Here is a 206-nt window from a genome sequence, read left to right as displayed (position 1 = left end):
GCGTAGTAAGTTCTTGTCGTTAATGCTGTTGTTGATGTTACTACGTTTCCTCCTGTTGAGGCATCATACCAAACAATATTTCCTGTTTCTGGACTTACATTAATACTTGCAATTGTCGGTGCATTTATTAAACAGAATTCTTGATCCTTATCTGTTATATTTGGCGTGCCTGGATCTGATACATTTATTGCAACAGCCAACCTTAC

At 37.4% G+C, this 206-nt stretch carries 1 protein-coding gene; it reads right to left on the bottom strand.

Going from position 1 to position 206, the window contains the following annotated elements; genetic code table 11:
* Positions 1–206 (bottom strand): hypothetical protein (locus tag BOW57_RS20755; RefSeq protein ID WP_206734766.1); only part of this gene is annotated, 206 nt, incomplete at both ends.

This window comes from Flavobacterium sp. YO64 (genome assembly GCF_004119505.1).
Lineage (GTDB): Bacteria > Bacteroidota > Bacteroidia > Flavobacteriales > Flavobacteriaceae > Flavobacterium > Flavobacterium oncorhynchi.
The sequence above is the reverse complement of the archived record's forward strand: the minus strand, read 5'-3'. Positions and strand labels throughout refer to the sequence as shown.